The sequence below is a fragment of the Paracoccus sp. (in: a-proteobacteria) genome, assembly GCF_035556475.1.
GTDB lineage: Bacteria > Pseudomonadota > Alphaproteobacteria > Rhodobacterales > Rhodobacteraceae > Paracoccus.
On record NZ_DATMFA010000052.1, the window covers coordinates 43,876 to 61,773 of the forward strand.

At 63.7% G+C, this 17,898-nt stretch carries 24 protein-coding genes and 1 tRNA gene; 19 read left to right on the plus strand and 6 right to left on the minus strand.

What is annotated here, in order from left to right:
• Positions 1-91 precede the first annotated feature (91 nt).
• The 15 genes from VNQ78_RS06945 (at position 92) to VNQ78_RS07015 (ending at position 11,533) form a co-directional block, all read left to right on the plus strand.
• Entirely contained in the window at positions 92-394 is a 303-nt protein-coding gene (locus VNQ78_RS06945; protein ID WP_325688025.1) for a hypothetical protein, read from the plus strand.
• Positions 395-489: 95 nt separating this feature from the next.
• Positions 490-717, plus strand: coding sequence for a DNA-binding protein (locus VNQ78_RS06950; protein WP_325688109.1), 228 nt, complete (start codon positions 490-492; stop codon positions 715-717).
• Between the two features lie 82 nt (positions 718-799).
• Complete coding sequence (locus tag VNQ78_RS06955; protein ID WP_325688027.1) at positions 800-2,035, plus strand: phage portal protein; 1,236 nt, start codon at positions 800-802, stop codon at positions 2,033-2,035.
• On the plus strand, positions 2,022-2,411 hold the full coding sequence (locus VNQ78_RS06960) for a hypothetical protein (protein WP_325688029.1): 390 nt from the start codon (positions 2,022-2,024) through the stop codon (positions 2,409-2,411). The genes VNQ78_RS06955 and VNQ78_RS06960 overlap by 14 nt, the downstream gene beginning before the upstream one ends.
• Positions 2,411-3,916 carry a phage major capsid protein gene (locus VNQ78_RS06965; protein ID WP_325688031.1) on the plus strand — a complete coding sequence of 502 codons (1,506 nt, stop codon included), beginning with the start codon at positions 2,411-2,413 and terminating at the stop codon, positions 3,914-3,916. The genes VNQ78_RS06960 and VNQ78_RS06965 overlap by 1 nt, the downstream gene beginning before the upstream one ends.
• 363 nt (positions 3,917-4,279) lie before the next feature.
• Positions 4,280-4,759, plus strand: coding sequence for a hypothetical protein (locus VNQ78_RS06970; protein WP_325688034.1), 480 nt, complete (start codon positions 4,280-4,282; stop codon positions 4,757-4,759).
• 2 nt (positions 4,760-4,761) lie between these two features.
• Entirely contained in the window at positions 4,762-5,202 is a 441-nt protein-coding gene (locus VNQ78_RS06975) for a hypothetical protein (protein WP_325688036.1), read from the plus strand.
• 1 nt (position 5,203) lies between these two features.
• Positions 5,204-5,533 (plus strand): head-tail connector protein, encoded by a 330-nt coding sequence (locus VNQ78_RS06980; RefSeq protein ID WP_325688038.1) that lies wholly within the window; start codon positions 5,204-5,206, stop codon positions 5,531-5,533.
• On the plus strand, positions 5,521-5,955 hold the full coding sequence (locus VNQ78_RS06985) for an HK97-gp10 family putative phage morphogenesis protein (RefSeq protein ID WP_325688040.1): 435 nt from the start codon (positions 5,521-5,523) through the stop codon (positions 5,953-5,955). Before VNQ78_RS06980 ends, VNQ78_RS06985 begins: the two co-directional genes overlap by 13 nt.
• Positions 5,952-6,359 (plus strand): DUF3168 domain-containing protein, encoded by a 408-nt coding sequence (locus VNQ78_RS06990; RefSeq protein WP_325688042.1) that lies wholly within the window; start codon positions 5,952-5,954, stop codon positions 6,357-6,359. Before VNQ78_RS06985 ends, VNQ78_RS06990 begins: the two co-directional genes overlap by 4 nt.
• Entirely contained in the window at positions 6,356-6,670 is a 315-nt protein-coding gene (locus VNQ78_RS06995) for a head-tail adaptor protein (RefSeq protein ID WP_325688044.1), read from the plus strand. Before VNQ78_RS06990 ends, VNQ78_RS06995 begins: the two co-directional genes overlap by 4 nt.
• Positions 6,667-7,056 carry a phage terminase small subunit P27 family gene (locus VNQ78_RS07000; RefSeq protein WP_325688046.1) on the plus strand — a complete coding sequence of 130 codons (390 nt, stop codon included), beginning with the start codon at positions 6,667-6,669 and terminating at the stop codon, positions 7,054-7,056. Before VNQ78_RS06995 ends, VNQ78_RS07000 begins: the two co-directional genes overlap by 4 nt.
• Positions 7,056-8,714 (plus strand): terminase large subunit, encoded by a 1,659-nt coding sequence (locus VNQ78_RS07005; RefSeq protein ID WP_325688048.1) that lies wholly within the window; start codon positions 7,056-7,058, stop codon positions 8,712-8,714. Before VNQ78_RS07000 ends, VNQ78_RS07005 begins: the two co-directional genes overlap by 1 nt.
• A 9-nt stretch (positions 8,715-8,723) precedes the next feature.
• On the plus strand, positions 8,724-11,183 hold the full coding sequence (locus tag VNQ78_RS07010; RefSeq protein ID WP_325688050.1) for a phage tail tape measure protein: 2,460 nt from the start codon (positions 8,724-8,726) through the stop codon (positions 11,181-11,183).
• The gene (locus VNQ78_RS07015) at positions 11,180-11,533 is read left to right on the plus strand and encodes a phage tail assembly chaperone (protein ID WP_325688052.1); all 354 of its coding nucleotides are present in this window, start codon (positions 11,180-11,182) and stop codon (positions 11,531-11,533) included. Before VNQ78_RS07010 ends, VNQ78_RS07015 begins: the two co-directional genes overlap by 4 nt.
• A gap of 300 nt (positions 11,534-11,833) precedes the next feature.
• Here VNQ78_RS07015 and VNQ78_RS07020 read toward each other — a convergent pair whose 3' ends face one another.
• Together VNQ78_RS07020 and VNQ78_RS07025 are read right to left on the minus strand one after the other, a co-directional pair.
• Positions 11,834-11,977, minus strand: a complete 144-nt coding sequence (locus VNQ78_RS07020) for a hypothetical protein (protein ID WP_325688054.1) — start codon at positions 11,975-11,977, stop codon at positions 11,834-11,836.
• A gap of 501 nt (positions 11,978-12,478) precedes the next feature.
• The gene (locus tag VNQ78_RS07025) at positions 12,479-12,847 is read right to left on the minus strand and encodes a hypothetical protein (RefSeq protein ID WP_325688056.1); all 369 of its coding nucleotides are present in this window, start codon (positions 12,845-12,847) and stop codon (positions 12,479-12,481) included.
• Between the two features lie 242 nt (positions 12,848-13,089).
• On the opposite strand from VNQ78_RS07025, the gene VNQ78_RS07030 reads away from it, so the two are divergent.
• The 4 genes from VNQ78_RS07030 to VNQ78_RS07045 all read left to right on the plus strand — a co-directional run bounded on the left by VNQ78_RS07030 (position 13,090) and on the right by VNQ78_RS07045 (position 15,840).
• Complete coding sequence (locus VNQ78_RS07030; RefSeq protein WP_325688058.1) at positions 13,090-13,359, plus strand: hypothetical protein; 270 nt, start codon at positions 13,090-13,092, stop codon at positions 13,357-13,359.
• Positions 13,360-13,481: 122 nt separating this feature from the next.
• Positions 13,482-13,868 carry a hypothetical protein gene (locus VNQ78_RS07035; protein WP_325688060.1) on the plus strand — a complete coding sequence of 129 codons (387 nt, stop codon included), beginning with the start codon at positions 13,482-13,484 and terminating at the stop codon, positions 13,866-13,868.
• Positions 13,869-14,509: 641 nt separating this feature from the next.
• Entirely contained in the window at positions 14,510-14,749 is a 240-nt protein-coding gene (locus VNQ78_RS07040; protein WP_325688062.1) for a hypothetical protein, read from the plus strand.
• On the plus strand, positions 14,746-15,840 hold the full coding sequence (locus VNQ78_RS07045; RefSeq protein ID WP_325688064.1) for a tyrosine-type recombinase/integrase: 1,095 nt from the start codon (positions 14,746-14,748) through the stop codon (positions 15,838-15,840). The genes VNQ78_RS07040 and VNQ78_RS07045 overlap by 4 nt, the downstream gene beginning before the upstream one ends.
• A gap of 54 nt (positions 15,841-15,894) precedes the next feature.
• Here the strand turns inward: VNQ78_RS07045 and VNQ78_RS07050 are convergent.
• The 4 genes from VNQ78_RS07050 to VNQ78_RS07065 form a co-directional block, all read right to left on the minus strand.
• Positions 15,895-15,970: transfer RNA gene (locus VNQ78_RS07050), tRNA-Phe, on the minus strand.
• Positions 15,971-16,047: 77 nt separating this feature from the next.
• On the minus strand, positions 16,048-16,197 hold the full coding sequence (locus VNQ78_RS07055; RefSeq protein ID WP_325688066.1) for a DNA gyrase inhibitor YacG: 150 nt from the start codon (positions 16,195-16,197) through the stop codon (positions 16,048-16,050).
• Positions 16,197-17,255, minus strand: a complete 1,059-nt coding sequence (locus VNQ78_RS07060) for a ribonuclease E/G (protein ID WP_325688068.1) — start codon at positions 17,253-17,255, stop codon at positions 16,197-16,199. Before VNQ78_RS07060 ends, VNQ78_RS07055 begins: the two co-directional genes overlap by 1 nt.
• Positions 17,252-17,881, minus strand: coding sequence for a Maf family protein (locus VNQ78_RS07065; protein ID WP_325688070.1), 630 nt, complete (start codon positions 17,879-17,881; stop codon positions 17,252-17,254). Before VNQ78_RS07065 ends, VNQ78_RS07060 begins: the two co-directional genes overlap by 4 nt.
• Positions 17,882-17,898: the final 17 nt, after the last annotated feature.

Sequence of the window (17,898 nt, forward strand, 5' to 3'; positions counted from 1 at the left end):
GTCCCGGACCACAATTTGTCAGTCAACCACTGAAAGGGTATACGGCGTGAGAATTCACCGACTTTCTAAGAACGGGAGCGCAGCAGGCGCGATGGCAGACAGTGCCGTCATCCGCTGGGGGAAAAATTGGCGCGATCCCGAAGAACAGACCGGCTCCGACATGGAGTTCAACTTCTCGATCCAGACACGGGATGGCACCAAGGCGGTGCACGGCTTCTTCCTTCACGCGGCCGGCGCACATGTGATCCGTATCCGGGCTGATCGCGTGGCCCTGTCCAGCGTCGTGCGCGGTGTCACCCTCATCGACAAGGAAATGGGCGTGTATCGCGTGCGTCGGGTCCTGCCCGTCGAGGGCGGCGCTTGGATGAAGGTGATCTGCCAGAAGGTCATGTGAGGGCCGGGGGTGGTCTGGAACTTTGCCCTTATGGCGGGGACCGGCGCGGGGAGCAGCGCGCAAGATATGACAGAATTGGAGATTTCGCCGTGCATATGAAACACGACTTCCCACCCCTCGATCGGTGGCGTGTCGATGCGGTTCTTGAGCCCGAGCGGAAGATCTGGGGCCTTCCGCAGATCGCCGAGGTGCTGGGCGTTTCGGTCGACAAGGCGCGGGCGCTTGCGAGACTTCCCGAGGTGCCAATCTATCGCCCGGCCGGATCGGGCAGCTATTTCGCTTTCCGTTCGGAGCTTCTGGCCTGGCTTCGCCGCAAGCCCTGACTGCGAAATCCCTCGACTTCCAACGATTTCCTAGGTTTTACCAGCTTACCGCGAAGGCCCCGCATCACGCATAAACTGGTCTATGCGTATTTGGCCCTTCTCCCGCAAGACCGTCCAGCCCGAGCAAAAGTCGCTTGCCTCGCCCGATGCGGCGCTGCTGGCGGCGTTTGGGCTCACGGAAACCACATCGACGGGCATCGTGGTCAGCCAAGCTGACGCGCTGAGGGTGCCAGTGGTCGCGAACGCGATCCAGCTGATCTCGGAGGCCGTGGCCTCTCTGGACATTTACGTCAAGCGGATCGAGGGGCAGGACGAGGTGGACATTCCCGACCACCCCCTGCTGCCGCTGCTGCGGGGCGAGGCGAACGACTGGACCACGGGCTTCGAACTGATCCGCCAGATCGTCCGCGACGCGCTGATGAGCGATGCGGGCGGGCTTGCATGGGTCAACCGGGTGAACGGAGAACCGCGCGAGATCATACGCTATCGCCAGTCCACCCTGCAATTCGACGTGGATCTGGATACCGGCGAGCGTCTCTACCGCCTGATCAATCGCCCGGTCCCGGCCCGCGACGTGATCCACCTCTTGCCGCCCCTCGATCGTGCCCCGCTGTCGCTGGCGCGTGAGGCGATCGGTATCGCGGTTGCACTCGATCGTCATGCCGGCAAGCTGTTCACGCGCGGGGCTCGTCCCTCGGGTGCGCTGCTGATCCCTAAAGGGCTGGGTGAGGAAGCCATCAAGGCCGCCCGCGCTGCATGGCGTGTGGCGCATGAGGGCGAGGATCAGGGCCGCACCGCGATCCTTTATGACGGGATGACGTTCGAGCCCTACACCTTCAACTCGACCGATTCACAGTTCCTCGAAAATCGCCGGTTCCAGATCGAGGAGATCGCGCGAGCCTTCAACATCCCGGCGCCGATGGTGGGCGACCTGTCTCGCGCCACCTGGTCGAACTCGGAACAGAAGGGACGCGAGTTCTTGTCCTATACCCTGGAACCGTGGCTGCGCGGGCTGGAAGGTGCGCTGCGCCGGGCGCTGTTCTCGGACGAGGAACGTGCGACCCACGTCATCCGCTTCGACCGTGATGACCTCACCCGAGCCGATCTGGCGACCCGCGCCACCACCATCAACAGCCTCATCAGCTCGCGCACCATCAATCCGAACGAGGGCAGATCTTGGCTTGGTCTGCCGCCGCGCGACGGCGGCGACGAGTACCTGAACCCAAATATCAGCGCGGCAGATGCCCCCAAAACTGGGGACGTCTCCGATCCGCTCAAAAATGAGCGCAGCCCCGAGGACGACAATGCATCTGAATGACATTCTCTCCAATGCCGAAGATCAGGACCGCGGCCGATGGTTTGATCTGGTCGACCCGGTGACGGGCAAGGCGACTGGCATCCGCTTTCTCGTCGCCGGTCCGGACAGCGCCACCCAGTCGCGCGCCCGGCTGAGGATGGTGGATGATCTGGCCGAGGCTGCCGACGATGAGGGCAAGGTGAGTGCTGCCGCTCGCGAGAAATGCAGGCTGAACAGCCTGGCACGCTGCATCCTCGGCTGGGAGATTGTCGAGGACGGCGAGGCGCTGCCCTTCAATCAGGCGAACGTCCTTCGCGTCCTTCGCGCCGCGCAGTGGGTCCGCCAACAGGTCGACGCCATGGCGGGCGATCGCGCCCCCTTCATGCGGGGGCGCTGATGGATCGCATCGAGAGCAAGGCCGCTTTCAGCGTCGATGACGAGGGCCGGATCGAGGGTCTGGCCTCGGTGTTTGGCACCGTCGATCGTGGCGGTGATGTCGTCCACAAGGGCGCCTTCGCTGGCGCGTCTTTTCCGATTCCCATGCTCGCAGGTCACGATCAGGCCGAGGTCATTGGTGTCTGGCAGGAGGGTGTCGAGACCCCCGCGGGTCTGGCGGTCAAAGGTCAGCTCACCCTGTCGGTGCAACGGGCGCGCGAGATCCGCGACCTTATCCTGGCCAAGGCAATTCAGGGCCTGTCGATCGGCTACCAGGCGACGCGCAAGGCGGCGCGGCGTGGCGGCGGTCGGGATCTTCATGCCGTCGACCTTCTCGAAATCTCCGTGGTCGCGGTGCCGATGCATCCCGGCGCGCGCATCACCTCAGCAAAGGACATGACCATGACTGAACAAACTGAAGATCAAGGCATCGCGGCGCTCGAAGCCAAGATGACCGAGATCGAAAAGAAGGCCGACACCGCGCCGATCATTGCCCGGCTCGACAAACTGGAAGCGAAGATGAACCGGCCCGCGACCGAAAAAGCAGAGGATCAGCCGGACGAGCAGAAAACGGCCTTCGTGGAATACTTGCGCTCGGGCAAGGTCGAGGGCAAGGCGCTGACCACGGCCAGCGACACCGCGAACCATATCCTCGCGCCGGAACAGGTCGAGAGCGAGTTCATCCGCAACCTGGTCGAGTACTCGCCCATCCGTCAGATCGCGGATGTGCGCTCGACCACGGCGGCCAAGGTGATCCTGCCCCAGCGGACCAGCGTCACGAACGCGGTCTGGGTCGGTGAAACCACCGCGCGCACCGGCAGCGAACCGGGCTTCGATCAGGCTGACCTCGACGTGAAGGAACTGGCGACCTTCGTGGATCTGTCGCTGCAACTGGCCGAGGATAGCGCGAACGTGCTTTCCGAGGTCAATCTCGCGCTGGCCGAGGACTTCGGGCAAAAGGAAAGCGCGGCCTTCGTCAACGGCGCTCTGGCGCTGGAGCCCTCGGGCTTCATGGCTAATGCCGATATCGTCACCACCGATAACGGCCATGCCGCCAATGTGTCGCCCGATGCGCTGATTGCGCTGATGTATGCGCTGCCCGCGACCTATCGGCAGGCCGGCACCTGGGTCATGAACGGCACCACGCTGGGCGTGATCAGGACGCTCAAGGATGGCGATGGCCGCTATCTGTGGCAGCCCAGCTATCAGGCCGGCCAGCCGGAAACCATCCTCGGCCGCCCGGTTGTCGAGGCGGTGGACATGCCCGACATTGCCGCCGATGCCGAACCCATCATCTTCGGCGACTTCAAGCGTGGCTACCGGATCTATGACCGCCTGTCGCTGTCGGTCCTTGCGGACCCCTACAGTGTGCGGGTGAACGGCCTGATGCGCTATCACGCCCGTCGCCGTGTCGGTGCTGGGGTGGTTCGTCCGACCGCCTTCCGCAAGCTGGCGATGGTGGTCTGATGCCTGGCCGCGCGCCTCGCATTTGTTCATGCGGCAAGCTGGTTCCGGCGGGAACCGTCTGCTCGTGCCAGGCGAGGCGCGCGGCACAGCGCAATGCGGCCCACGACAAGAAGCGGCCCAGCAGCAGCCAGCGCGGCTACGACGGCACATGGGAGCGACAGGCGAAGGCCTTTCTCGCCCGTCCGGAGAACAGGGTTTGTGCCCGCTGCCAGCGGGCCACCGCCGTCGTCGTTATGCACATTCAATCCATTCGCATGCGCCCCGACCTGCGCATGGACCCGGCCAACTGGCGCCCCGGCTGCCGCAGTTGCAACGCAATGGAAGCCGCAAGAGAGCGGCGCAACATCACAAGGAACTGACCCCATGACTATCTATGCGACGAACGGTACCAAGATCTTCATCGGTGCTGCGCTGGCCGCCAAGCAAACCGATTTCATCCTTTCGGATTTCCCGACCACGGGATGGGTCGAGGTCGGCGAGACCGAGGGGCTGGGCACCGTCGGCGATACCTCGGCCGAGATTGCCTTTGACGGCATCAATTCGTCCCGGACCCGGCGCCTGAAAGGCACCCGCAATGCCGGCACCATGGAAGTGGTCTGCGGGATCGACTATGCCGACCCCGGCCAGATCGCCGTGATCGCGGCGGAAAAGACCCCGCACGATTACGCGTTCAAGATGGTGCTGAACGATGCGCCGGCCGGCGGCACGCCTTCCGAGCGTTATTTCGTCGCCAAGGTGGCAGCGGCGACGGAGCAATACGATACTGCGAACAGCGTCCTGAAGCTCAACGTCAGCCTTTGGGTGAACTCGAATATCGTCAAGGTTGACGCGGACGCGGCCTGATCGTGCTTTACCCGACCGCTGGATCTCGCCTTTACATCGCGGATGCCCCGGCAGAAGTGCCGGGGGCGTTCCCGGCTTCCGGCTGGGTCGAGGTCGCGGAGCCCGAGGCCCTTGGCGTCCTTGGCGTCGAATGGGAGGCGGTCGAGGTCTCCGATATGGCGATCGGCGAGGTCGGAACCCTCAAGGGCGTCCTTCGCCGCCAGCCCATGCAGATCATCCTGGGCGATGATCCCGCAGATCCGGGGCAGGCCCTCATCTGGGCGGCGTCGCGCTCCAGCCTCAGCTATCCGTTTCGGCTTGTGCTGCCCGGCGGCGTGCTCACCCGCCGATGGTTTGGGCTGGTCATGGCGATCGGCGAAGTTTTCGACGCGGCCAACAGCGTGATCAGGACGGAAGTTACCTTGCAACCCACATCCCAGATCACCCGCAGCGAGGCCAGCTGACATGGAAGCAATTTTGATCGATATCGGTGAGGTCAAGCGGCAACTCGGCCTCACCATGGATAATGGTGACGACGATTGGATGATCCAGGGCAAGATTGAGGCCGCCGAGAACTTCATCGATCGGGAGCTTGGATTCCGCATGCGCACGCGGTGGCCGCCGTATTCTCCGAACACTTACGGGGGTGAGAACGTGCCAGCCGCGCTGAGAGAAGCGGTCATGCAACTGGCCGCATGGTGGTATGAGAACCGTGAAGCCGTGACGGATCTGTCGCGCGAATTGCCATTTGGCGTTCGCGAAATCATCAACCAGCATCGCGAATGGACGTTCTGATGGCTGATGACGGTGGCCTCGCGAGGTTCCAGCGGCGCATGGAAGCGATTCCCCGGGAAGCGCGGCGGGCAGTTAAGCCGGCGCTGATCAAAGCCGCGAATGGCGTGGCCGAGATCCAGCGCAGCCTTGCCCCGGACGATCCGGCGACAAGCGCCCCTGACCTCAAGTCGAGCATCGCCGTCACCGGGCCGGGGGAGGCCACACCGGCCTATTCGCAGCCGGGCGGTTCGATGATCGTGCCGCCGAACCAGGTGGTGATCACCGTCGGTAATACCGATGTTCGCTATCCGCATCTGCAGGAATACGGCACCACGCATCACGGCGCGCAGCCCTTCTTCTGGCCCGGCTTCCGCCTCGGTCGCAAGCGCGCCCTGAGCGCCATCAAGCGCGCTGTCAGCAAAGCTATCAGAGAAGCGAAATGAATATCGATCTTGAGGTTCAGAAGGCCATCCGTGCCAGGCTCACGACTTATGCCGTCGGCGTGCCCGCGGCGCAGATTGTCGATGCGAACCAGCGCCCCTCGACCTTGCCAGCAATTCTTCTGGGTGACAGTCAGGCTCTGGACGAGGGCACCAGCCTGCGCCGCGCCCATACGCGCGTCTATCACACACTGCATGTCTGGAAGAAGGAACCCTCGCTGGAGGGCGTCAAGACCATCGCCGGGGCGATCCGCAGCGCGGTCCGCTCCGCTCGGTTAGTGTTGGCTCCGGGCCTGCATTGCGCCGATACGCTGGTCTCCTCGATGCGCTTCCTGCGCGACCCTGACGGCGAGCATTCCCATGGCGTCGTGGTGGTCGAAGTTCTGGTATCGGAGGCCGTGGCGTGAAGTCGGGCAAGCTGGTCGAAACCATCCGCATCGATCGGGCGACGACGGATATCAACGATGCCGGCACGCCGGTCGAGGTCTGGCGTGCCGTTGCCAAACTGCGGGCCGAACGCGTGGACCAGACGACCGAGGAGTTCATTCGCGGCTTCGGTGCCAGTGACGAGGAGGTGGTGATCTTCCGCGCCCGGTTCTTTGACGTCACAACCAAGCATCGGCTTGTCTGGAACTTCCAGGCCTTCAACATCAAGCAGGTGACGCCGATCGGGCGCCGCAAGGGGATTGAGCTTCGCTGCGTGAGGTGGCCGGAGTGAAGGGCACCAAGCCGCAACTGCGCGAAGACGTTGACGCACTAACTGCCGCTCTGGCCGCGCCCGACTGGCTGGCCGAGGAGGCCCGCAAGGAATGGGACCGGGTGATGCCGATCCTGACTGAGCGACGCATCCTGACCGACGCCGATCTCGGCGGGCTGGAGAATTACTGCATCTGCATCGGCCGCGTGCGCGAGACCGAGGCACTGATCCAGTTGGGGCAGGAACCCGATATGATGCTGAAGCTGGCACGCTTGCAGGACAAGGCGATGGCCTCGGCCCGTCAGCTTGCCGCAGAACTTGGCCTTACCCCCGTCAGCCGGTCCCGCCCGACGATCCGCGACGATGGCGACCAAGACGATACCGCGAACCCGCTGGAGATGGGCTGATGGCTGGCACCTTCCCGGAATGGATCTATGACGGATCGGAGATCCCCGATCCCTTCGGGCATGGCGAGCGTGCGGTGAGATTCCTGCGCGCTCTGCGGCACCCGAAATCCATCTTGCCGAATCGCGCGTTCCAGCTTGATCCGTGGCAGGAGAGGATCGTACGGCGGATCTATGGCCCGCGGCATGAGGATGGCGCTCGCATCGTTGGGCGTGTTGCGCTGCTGCTGCCACGCGGTAATCGTAAGACCTCGCTGTCGGCGGCGCTGGCGCTGCTGCATACCCTCGGCCCGGAGCGGGTGCCGAATGGCATGGCGACCTTTGCTGCGTCTGACCGCAAGCAGGCCGGCATCGGCTTCCGCGAGGCGGCGGGCATCATCCGCGAGGATAAGCGCCTTGTGGCGGCGACCAAGATCCACGATGCGTTCAATGCTCCGAAGATGATCCGCTATCGCAAGGACGGGGCGCAACTTGAAGTCGTGTCCAGCGACGGCGGGCGCCAGCATGGCGAGACGCCCGGCTTCGTCTTGGCGGACGAAATCCACGTTTGGAAGGGGCGCGATCTTTGGGAGGCCCTGACCACCGGCCTCGATAAGATCGACAACAGCCTGCTGGTGGTGGCATCGACCGCCGGCAGGGGACAGGACAATCTCGCCTGGGAGTTCTTCGAGGATGCCCGCAACGTCGCCCGCGGCAATGTGGATGATCCCTCGATTCTGCCTATCCTGTTTGAAGCCGATCGCCGCGATGACTGGGAGGATGAGGCCCTGTGGCATCGGGTGAACCCCGGCCTCCAGTATGGCTATCCCAGCCTGCGGAAATTTCGAGACCATGCCAAGCGCGCGCAGCGCGGCGTCGGCGAGCGGCAGTCTCTCAAACAGCTCAAGCTTAATATCTGGCTCGACGCCTCGACCGATCCCTTCGTGGACATGGATATCTATGACGCCGGGGCCAAGGACTATGATCTGGACGCCTTGCGGGATGAGCCGTGCTGGCTCGGCGTTGACCTGTCCTCGACGGTTGACCTCTCGGTGATCGTGGCCTGCTGGCGCACCGCGGATGGCTATTTCGTCAAGCCGTGGTTCTTCTGCCCGCAGGAGGCCCTCGACAAGACGGACGGGGGCGAGGCCTCCCTTGACGACGAGGACGGCATCAGCGCCCGCGAGGATCGTTCCGGCGCCCCCTATCAGGCTTGGCATGACGATGGACTGATCACGGCCACCGCCGGTTCAGTGATCGACTATGCCGAGATCGAAAGCCGGATCATCGAACTCTGCGAGGAGTTCAATGTGCAGGAAATTGCCTTCGACCCGCACATGGCGCGGCAGGTGCAACCGAAGATCCTGGAGGCCGGGTTGCCAGCGGTGGACTTCCGGCAGGTGCCCTCGCTGATGATGCCCGCGGTGTTGGAACTGGAGCGGGCGCTCCTGGGCGGCGAGTTCTTCCATGGCGGGCATCCCGTCCTGCGGCATTGCTTCGCCAATGTCGTGGTGAAGCGCAACGACCATGGACATGTCGTGAAATTCACCAAGCCCAAACGCTGGCTTTCGATCGATGGCGCGGTGGCTTCGGCCATGGCTGTGGCCCGCGCCTCGGCAAATGAGAACGTCCTGACGACCAGGGCAACCTGGTTCACCGAAGACCTTTGGTCGCCCGTATAGGAGGCAAAGATGGCAGATGACGAACGCCTTGTCGTGCGGCTGGAAGCGCGGATCAACGATTTCGAGAAGTCGATGAAGCGGGCCGAGAACACCGGCACCCGCACCTATCAAGGTCTGCGCCGCAATTCCCGCTCTGCCACAAGGCAGATGGAACAGGACATGGCGCGATCGGCCAACAGCATCAAGCAATCCGTCGCCAGCGTCACCGGCAGCGTCGGCAGCCTCGGCAAATCTCTGGCCGGGGGCTTCCTCGGCGGGCTGGCTGTCGGCGGCATGGCCGAGATCGTCAGCAGTTCGCGGCAGGTCGTGCAGGGCATTGCCCAGATCGGCAACGAGGCCAAGCGGGCCGGCTTGTCGGCGCAGGCCTTTCAGGAATGGAAATACGTCGCCGAGGCGAACCGGATCAGCGTCGATGCACTGGTTGACGGCTTCAAGGAACTGTCGCTGCGCGCGGATGAGTTCATCACCACGGGCGTCGGGCCTGCGGCCGAGGCCTTCGGGCGGCTGGGCTTCCGGGCCGAGGATCTGAAGAAGAAGCTGAAAGACCCTTCGGCGCTGATGCTGGAGATCATGCAGCGCCTCGAAGGCATGGACCGGGCGGCGCAGATCCGCATCGCGGACGAGATCTTCGGCGGCACGGGCGGCGAACGCTTCGTGGAGATGCTGGGGCAGGGCGACGACCGGTTGCGCGACACCATCGCCCGCGCGCACGAAACCGGGGCCGTCCTCGACGATGAACTGATTGCCAAGGCTCAGGATCTTGATCAGCGGTTTCGCGACTTGCAGACCACGGCGGGGAATTTCTTCAAGCGGGTGATCGTCGGCGCGGCCGATGCAGCGGTTGAGATCGCCGACATGCGCGCCAAGCTGGACGAGGTATTCAGCAACGAGACCGAGGGCCGCGCCGCTCTGGGTGATGATCTCTATGACGCCCTCAACCGCAACCGAGATCTCGTCGATCAGCATGCGGCCGAACTCGGCACGCTGGAAGGGCAATATCAGTCGCTGGCCGAGGAGGCAGCGGTTGCCGGGAACGCCTTGCGCGGCTCGATCGGGCAGCTGGACAGCTGGGGCTATGGCGAGATTGCCGATCAGCTGCGGGGGCTGGTGGCCGAACAGGATGAGCTTGTGCGGGCCTTCCGCGATGGCGCGATCGGCGGCGATGACTTCGCGGTCAAGCTGGACGATATCCGCACCCGCGCGACCGACGCTTTCGATGAGCTCGAGGCGGGCGACCGAACCAGCTTCGAGGGCGTCATTTCTCAGCTTGGTCGGCTCGGCGGGGTGATTGCCGGGGTCGTCTCTCTGGCCGGCAGGCTCAAAGGGGCGCTGGCATCGGCGGCCGGTGTGTCGGCGGGGCAGAAGGACCTCGACGCCATGCGCCAGCGGCAGGCGGCGGAACAGGCGTCCATGGACAGCGCCAAGGCCATGGCCGAGGCCAACGACAAGTTCACGGCATCCGAGACCGCCCGCAACGCTGCCACCAAAGAGCAGATCGCGCTGGATCGCGAAATGGCCGAGGTGCGCAAGCGCGCCAAGGACATGGGCGCCACCCTGACGGATTCCGATGTGCGCGGCTTTGCCGAGGCGGCGCTTGCCGGCGATGCTGCCCGCGCGCCTGCCGGAAAGGCTGGCGGTTCGTCCCGATCGAAAGCTGGCGGCGGAGACAGCCTCAAGGGCTTCGACCGTGACCTGCAGCAGATCAGGGAACGCACCGAGGCCCTGAACATCGAGGCGCAGGTTCTCTCAGCCGCGGCGCTGAGCGGGGCAAGCTACGGCGACATGATGTCCTATGCCAGCGAGAAGGCCCGGCTCTTGGCGGCGGCGCAAGAGGAGGGCCGAGCAATCACGCCCGAACTCGCGGCGCAGATCGATCAGTTGGCGGAGGCTTATGCTCAGGCGGGGAAGAAGGCGGATGAGGCCGCCGATCGGCTAAGGGAGGTTCAGGAGGCAGGGAAGGCGGGCGCCGATGCAGTCGCGGGGATCTTTATGGCTGCTCTGGATGGGGCGGATGCTGCCAAGCGGGCGGTCGTCCAGCTTCTTGACCAACTCGCGCAGGCGATGATCAGCAAGGCGTTTTCCGGGTTGGCTGCTTCGGGCGGCGGCGCCGGGGGTATATTCACGGGCATCGGGAAGCTGCTGGGCTTTGATGGCGGTGGCTATACCGGCAACGGCCCCAGAACCGGGGGCGTGGATGGCAAAGGAGGCTTCCTTGCCGTCATGCACCCGCGCGAGACGGTCACGGATCACACCAAGGGGCAGACCGCTCCGGGCGGGAACGGAGGTGCCAACGTTCACATCACGGTCGGCGTCGATCCCAAAACCGGCAACCTGACCGCTTTCGTGGATCAACGTGCGGCGGCGCAAGTTCAGAGGGCCGCGCCCTCGATCGTCGGGCAGAGTGTCCGTGAGGTAAACAACGCCATGGTCAGAACAAAGTCCTTTGGTCAAGGCAGGAGGATGTATTGAAACGACTGGAAAAACAGCTTTGCGCCACGGTGAAGGCCTCGCAGACCGGCACGCTCCGTCCGCCGCCCGAGGCGGGGCGGGAGCTGTGGAACGTCTTTCAGGCGATCTCCGCGACGCGGACCTATCACCCGGCCGGGCCGAACCCGATCCAGCCTTCAGAGATCCGCGCGTGGTGCGATCTGATGCGCCTGCCGCTCGGGCCCCAGCATGTCGGGATACTCCTGGCGATGGATGCCGCCTGGCTCGATCAGGCCTATGCGCGGGTGCGTGCGCCCGATGGGGTTAAGGTGCTGGCGCCGATCTCAGCGCAGCCTCTCAGCGCGGCGCTCTTGGATGCGGTGCTGGGGTGAAGGATTCAAGCCGGGCAGCTCGCGATTGGAGTTGCAGCCCTGATAGCGGAGCTGCCCGGTAAGAAGGTGGTCGGGGTTGTCGGTAGGAATTGCCGCTCCTGATGATGATGCTAGCGGCGCTCCTCGATGGGATCAAGACCCCTCACCGGCAGTCCCCCGATCCTCGCACCCCGTGGAGCCCTGCAATTGCTGCCACGTCCGAGTTTCGGGTCTCTTGTCCCCTGATGGTCGGGGGACAGGAGACCCGACTACGCAATGGCGTGGAAGCTGTAAGGGCGAAGCCTAAGCTCCGCCCTCGTATTATCGCTTGTTGCCCTTCTTCTCGTCCTGCGAGAGGACAGAAGCGGCGAGGGTTTTGGCCTGCGATGCTGTGGGCTTAACTTTGCCGCTCAGCACTTTGCTTGCCAGGGTGGAGGTCTTCGACGTCGATTGTTTGGTAGCCATCACGGGCTCCTATCTTTCGGTTGTGATAGGTATCCGCCTTGACTTGGGAGCCATGCTGTGGGAGTCTCCCCAGCGTGAATTCACAAATCGCAGCTGGATACGGCTGCATTTCTCAGATGCAGTCGGGACCACGAATCCCGGCTGCATTTTTCTATCTAACTGATCCGAATCGAAAAATCTAGCGGATCAGCGGCGCCAACTGTCTATATCTGGGCGCAGACACAAGTTACGGTGTTTTTTCCGCCACAGTCCCCTGATCTAGCTGCAACAGTGCGTCCGGTCGACGGATTTTGAGGCATGCGCCTCACCCGTAGTTTTCGGGTCGAAGTCGGAGCGTTCCTACGCGCGAGCGCAGAATCGGCGGCCTTTCGGCCCAGGTTCCGACCCGATTCCTACGGGTTGCCGACCCGAAAACTACGGGTTGGGTGCGAGGGCATCCTCAAATTTGATAGGTGCAAGTGTGTTATTGAAGCAGATCCCTGACTACGTCCGGTCGTCAGCCTAGTCGCTGGGGCGATGTCGTCGTTCGCCAAAGGTGACCGTCAAGATCCCTGATGGCCCCCGGGGGACTAGATAAACTGAATAGCGAGGCATGTTAGCCATGAGAACGGCGTCCGCTTCTTCCACGAACCTCCGCATTTCTTCGGGATCATCACCATAGTCCGTCCGTTCCATCCAAGTTGAAAAGAACTCGTCCAGGCTGAACCCGTCAGGTGGGTACTCCTCCTCTAAAGTTGCAACTATCTCTTGCGAGAGGCTCCGATGAGCTTTCTTTGCAGCGGCTTCCACCCGCGACTTAAGGTCGGCGGGCAGCATAAGCTTGAATTGCACTAGGCGACCATCTTCATCCATGCCGGAATGGATGGACAATATTTGTCCTTGACGCAACGGACATTTATTGTCCATATAGGGACATGAATTGTCCGTTTTGGGGTGGCTCGATGAACGATGTCGTACAGTTCAAGCTGAATATCCCTGCAGATCTTAAGGCATGGATAGAGGCTCAATCACGGAGAAATGTCCGATCGCAGGGGGCCGAGATTGTGGCGTGCCTGCGCGAGCGGATGGAGCGTCAAGAGGCCATGAAGGCCTGACGAGAAAGAGAGGAAGCCATGGAACTGCAAAAGCGCCTGCGGGCGAATAACCCTGCCATGCCGACCGGCGTGGAGGATCGACTTGCCTTGGTTGCCGCTCAAAGCGGCCTGACCCCGCCTGACCTTATCCTGGTCGACTGCGGCGACGGCGACTCGTTCAGCGACGAGTTCCTGACCTTCTGCGGTCAGTCTGGCTTTGTGCTCGATTGGGTTTGGATCGGGGAAGGACCCCAAACGCGGGCCGAGGCATTCCGTATTCAGCAGGCCGAGATGAGGGCCGCTGCGTGATTGAAGGTCCCGCCCTTGGTTTCGACCGGCAGCATGAGCGGTGGGCACGCGATGCCCGCCGTGGCAAGCTCGGCCGCGGGCGGTATCGGGCGCTGGTCGAGCAACTGGTGACGGTTACGCACATGGCATTTGAGGCTGGCGCCATCGGCTCGCTCTGGGGGCTGGAAGGGCCGATGAGAGCGGGTATTCGAGAGGATCTCTGCCGACAGGCATGGGGGTGGAGCGCCGCTGACCTGATGGCCCGCGACCTGCTGGCTAATGCCTTCCGGGTGCTGGAGGGCAGGTTTGAGGCCGAACGGCCGGAATGGAACGAGGGGCAACCGGAATGGGTAGTTCACGAGGGGCTGCTGATCGAACGGACGCGCTGCATCAACTGCCATTGCCAGTTGCCAGAGGGGCATCACAAATACTGCAGCAGATTATGCGCTGGAGCGACCCAACAGCGCCACTATCGGAGATTGGTGGCGGGCGAGGGTCTAGCGATCAAACTGGCGATCGACTCGATCTGACCGCGCGATGCGAGCATTGTGCAGGCGCATTACTCGACACGGCAAGGTCCAATCAGAAATATTGTAATGCTCATTGCCGCAATGCCGCTCGCATGGAACTGGTTAGCCGTGCAAGGGCAGAAGCGGTCGCGGGCAGGGTCTGTCAGTCCTGCGGTGCGCCGATCGAGGCAAGCCGGCGAGTGGGGGTTAAGTTCTGCAATCCCGATTGCTGCCGCGACGGAACGGCAGATCGGCTTAGGTCCGCGCGGGTCGCGGCACGGCTGAGTAAGACATGCTTGTTCTGCGAAGGTCCCATGCGGCGAGATTATCGGGGATACATGTACTGCAGCCGCGTCTGCGCTTGGCGCTCTGCAAGAGATCTGGCGCGCATGCTGCGAAAGCGGAATTGCGCCCATTGCGATAAGCCCTTTCGGGCCAGTGCAGAGGGGCAGAGGTTCTGCTCCAAGACGTGTCATTATGACAGCATACGTTCCGATCCGACGCGATATCGGGTCTGTAACTGGTGCGGTGACAGCTTTCGGCTCAGGCGCGCATCGCGGCGTTTTTGTAGCCATTCGTGTGCGGCGAGAGGGCGAGAAGCGAAAAAGCGGGTTCTCGACTTCAAGCCTGCTGAGTTTCGCATATCGAGAGGGTACTGATCGATGGCTGCGGCAACGCTAAACCTGACCGTCTTGGAAAAGCGGATGCTTTCGGCAGCCGAAGCCGCGTCCTATTGCGGGATGGTGCCAAAGCACTTCAAGGCGCTGTGTCCAGTTCAGCCCGTCAGCATGGGCGGGCGCTTCGTCCTCTGGGACAAGCGCGACCTCGACCAGTGGATCGATACCGAGAAGGCGGGATTTGTCGATGCGAGTCATGACGCCATTCTCGGGAGGCTCGCATGACCCTGATCCGCGTCACAGGTTTCAAGATCTTCAAGGACCGCCACGGAAAGCCGCGCTGCTATCACCGCAAGACCGGACATAAGGTGGATCTGGACCGCGCGCCTTTGGGCAGCGCGGCATTCCTCGCGGAGTGCGAGAAGATTTCGGCGCTTGCGAAGGCGCTGGAGACAAAGCAGCCGAAGGCCGGGACGCTTGGTGGTCTGATCGCCACCTACTTCGCAACCGAGCATTTCAGGGACACGCTGGCCGAACGCACCCGCAAGGACTATCGCAAGGTGGCCGACTACCTTGCGCCGATCGGTGATACGCCCGTCTCTGCGCTGAATACCCCGTTGATTGCCGCGATTCACGACAAGGCATCGGTCAAGCTCGGCTGGCGGCAAGCAAACATGCTGCGAACCTTCCTCGGGGAGGTGTTCAAGTTCTGCATCCCTAAAGGGTTAATCCGCGAGAACTTCGCCGTGGGCGTCATTCCCAAGCCGCGACCGAAGGGCAGGGCGCGGGCTAACCGCCCGTGGACCGTGCAGGAACTCGACACGGTGCTGGATCTTGCACCCGCACATATCCGGGCCGCTGTGGCGCTGATGGCGAACACTGGCCTTGATCCGTCCGACGCTTTGAAGCTTCGCCGTGACAAGATCGAGAACGGGGTGATCTGGGCGCAGCGCGGCAAGACCGGACAGGCAGTGCCGCTGCCGATCAACGGGCGCCTGCAGGTCGCCTTAGATGCCGCGCCAGCTCATGATGCGATAACAGTCCTTGCAACGATCAAGGGCACGCCCTGGACCTATGACGGCTTCTCAACCGTCTGGCACCGCTGGCGCGCAAAGCAGGTAGAGGCGGGCCATATCCCGGCCGATCTGACGCTCAAGGGGCTGCGGCACACGGTCGCCACGATCCTGCGAGAGGCGGGTTATACGCCGCGGCAGATCGCCGACTATCTCGGGCAAAAAACCGAGAGCATGGCTATCCACTACTCGCGTGATGCCGACATGGCGGAACGCAATCGAACGACAGCTTCGCTCCTGGATTCGGAGATCGAACGCAGAACGAAAGTTGTCAAACCCTTCTCGAAAAACCGTCAAACCTAACTAACGGAGACAGCTTTGCGTTTGCAAATCACCAACGATTTCAAGGGGAAAAAGTGGTGCCCGGAGGCGGATTCGAACCACCGACACGCGGATTTTCAATCCGCTGCTCTACCAACTGAGCTATCCGGGCGCCGTTGTCTTTCGCTTTCGGCAGGCGCGTAACTAGGCCAGCCGCGCCGCCATGTCCAGAGCGAAAAGACAGAAATTTCACTCTTCTGTATCAGTCTCTCCGGTCGGCTCGCCAGGGATGCGGTAATCGCCCCTCAGCCAGCGCGCGAGGTCGACATCGGCGCAGCGGCGCGAGCAGAAGGGGCGGTATTTCTCGACGGCGGGCTTGCCGCAGATCGGGCAGGCCATCAGCGCGACTCCAGCCCGGCCAGCCGGCGCAGGGGAAGCCGGTCGCGCTTGCGGCTGATCTCGTAAAGGCCCATCGCGGTCCAGCCGATCAGCACGGTTTCGGACGATTCGGATTTGAAGGCCGCGCGCAGGATCTGCTCCAGCGTGCCGCGGTCCCGCTTCGGCATCGGGGCGAAGTCGACCACGATCTGTCCGCCAAGGCCGCGCAGCCGAAGCTGCCGGGAAAGGTCGCGCGCAAGGGCGATATTGGCCTTGAGACCCGCCGCCGGCGAGGTGTCCGAGCCGGTATTCACGTCAATGGCGACCAGCGCGCGCAGTGCCTCGATCTCGGCCCAGGCGCCGCCGCCAAGCTCGACCCGGGACGAGAGCATGGCCTCGACCGCATCCGTCGCCCCCGTCACCTCGAACGAATCGGGCGCGTCCTCGACCGAATCGGGTTCCGGCTCGGCCCAGTCGTTCCAGGCGGCAATGGCGGGCTCGGCCGCATCGACCAGCAGTTCGGGCTGGCCGCTGTCATCGGCGAGGACATTGCGGGCGAGGGTCAGAAGCTCGCCCAGTTCCTCGGCCACGCGTTCCGGGTCGGCGGTTGCCGACGCGCTGCGAAAGACCAGACCCGGCGCGTCCGGCGCGTCGCCGAGCGCCGAGGCGCCAAGCGCGGCCAGTTCCTCGCGGATGGTCTCGTCCTTGATCCGGCGCGAGATGTTCACGCCCGGCGCGCCCGGCGTGACGATGACATGGCGTCCGCGGAAGCTCAGGCGCGAAGAGACGGGGATCGCCTTCCCGTCTTCGGCGCTGCCGCTGATCTGGACGAGCAGCGATTGCCCCTCGCGCAGGCCGCCGCGGTCGCGCAGATAGCCGCGCTCACCCTCGGGCAGGCGCAGGAAAACGCCGCCCTGTCCCTTGACCAGCCGGTCCACGCGGGCGCGGCAGATCGCGCCGGGGGCGAGCGGCGTGACGTCGCCCGCGTCGATGATCAGATCCTCAAGCTGGCCGTCCTGCATCAGCGCGGCGGCGTCGCGGCCAAAGACCTGGCCCAGAACGATCTGGCGTCCCTTCATGGATTGGTTCCCCGAATGCCGGCATGGGCCAGCAAGGTTGCGGTTTCGGCCAGCGGCAGGCCCACGACGGCGCTGTAAGATCCCTGCATCCACAAGACGAAGCTGCCGGCGCGGCCCTGAATGCCGTAGCCGCCAGCCTTGCCCTGCCATTCGCCCGAGGCGACGTAATCCTCGATCTCGGCGGGGGAAAGCGGGCGCAGGCGGAGGGTGGTTTCGACCAGACGCTCGTGCAGGCGGCCGTGATAGGCCATCGCCACGGCTGTCAAGACCCGGTGGCGGCGGCCCGAAAGGAGGCGCAGGAAGGCTCGCGCCTCGTCGGCATCCTCGGGCTTGCCGAGGATGCGCCGGCCCGCCGTGACGGTGGTGTCCGCGCAAAGGATCGCGCCCTCGGCCTGACCCGAAAGGGCCTCGGCCTTCTCGCGCGCCATGCGGCGGGTGTAGTCGCGCGCATCCTCGTGCCGGTGCGGGGTTTCGTCGATATCGGCCGGCAGGACGGCATCGGGGCGGATGCCGATCTGGGCCAGCAATTCCAGCCGGCGCGGGCTGGCCGAGCCGAGGACCAGCCGCGCAATGCCGGAGGCCCCGCCGGAAGCCTGTTCCTCGCGGGGGGTGTCGCCATGATTCATCTTGGTAGGTCCGGGCT